Raw genomic sequence first — 1,227 nt, 5'->3', positions numbered from 1 at the left:
GGGCAAATCCGTGAATGGGCTGAAGGATTGGGAGAAGCCCGAGACGATCAACACGGACAAGGCCCCGACCTACGGTATCGCGATCAAAGAGCTGAAAAAGAAAGGTAAGCTGCCAGGCACAGTGCAGCACCGACAGGTGAAATACCTGAACAACGTGATCGAAGCCGATCACGGCAAGCTCAAGCAGCTGATCAAGCCCGTGCGTGGTTTCAAAACGTTGAAAACCGCCTATGCGACCATCAAGGGGTTCGATGTCATGCCGCGCCTTGAAGAAGGGACAGGCCAGATCCTGGCAGCAGGAATAGGGCATCACGGGAAAAGTGCGTCTCATCGAAAAACAATTCAGCGTCTAAGCCATTTGAAAATCAAAACAAATGGGATGCACTCAACCCAAACTTAACTTTGCAACAGGGCCCATACAACGTACTTTCGTGTCGTTACCCCTAACAGGGGCAAATTAATGTGACAGAACTTGTTTCTTGCGCAACACGAAGCGTTGTAACGACCACCTATCTCTGTCCGTAACTGGAAAATTTTAGAACTTTGTAACAGTTCCACTCACCGAATTTTAATTCAAATTACATGATGATAATGTATAGTAATTGCCATTATGTTTTTTTGATTCATACATCAATGAATCTGATTCATTAAGGTATTTATTTAAATCAGCAGCTCTTGGACAAAAAATGATTCCAACACTGATACTGACATTAAATGAGTTAATTTCAGAAAATTTTTGTATTAATAAAAATATTGCGTATAATTTATACAGTGACAATTGAATATTGTTATTTGAAATAATTATCAATTCATCACCTCCAAATCTGTACGAACTAATAGGGTAAAAAAGTTTACATATATTAAATATGTATACCAATACATTATCACCAATTTCATGTCCAAATTTGTCGTTTATTTTTTTAAAATTGTCTATATCAATATTTATTATATAAAAATTTTTCTTTTTAATTGTTTCTTCAAAAAAGAACATCCTATTTTTTATATTAGTTAAATGGTCAATGCCCAATTTTTGAATTTTATATTCAATGATATCTATTGATTTAGATAATTGTCCTATCTCATCGCACCTATTTGAAAAATTTATCGTTGAACTAAAGTTAGACTTGGAAATATTTATTATTTTTTTGCTAAGATATTTAACTGGATTTATTAAAAATCTATTGTATATTTTATTTATAAAAATAAATACAAAAACAAGAAGTAAGT

The 1,227-nt window shown here is 34.4% G+C and carries 1 protein-coding gene and 1 pseudogene; one reads left to right on the top strand and one right to left on the bottom strand.

The annotated features are described in order from the left end of the window. A pseudogene (locus NTH01S_RS11420) lies at positions 1-305 on the top strand (DDE-type integrase/transposase/recombinase); the annotation flags it as partial. Between the two features lie 263 nt (positions 306-568). Here NTH01S_RS11420 and NTH01S_RS11415 read toward each other — a convergent pair. Continuing rightward, positions 569-1,227 (bottom strand): sensor domain-containing diguanylate cyclase (locus NTH01S_RS11415; RefSeq protein WP_157070976.1); only part of this gene is annotated, 659 nt, incomplete at its 5' end.

It is taken from the genome of Neokomagataea thailandica NBRC 106555 (assembly GCF_001598495.1).
GTDB classification, from domain to species: Bacteria; Pseudomonadota; Alphaproteobacteria; order Acetobacterales; family Acetobacteraceae; genus Gluconobacter; species Gluconobacter thailandicus_A.
This window is presented reverse-complemented; position numbering and strand designations above follow the sequence as displayed.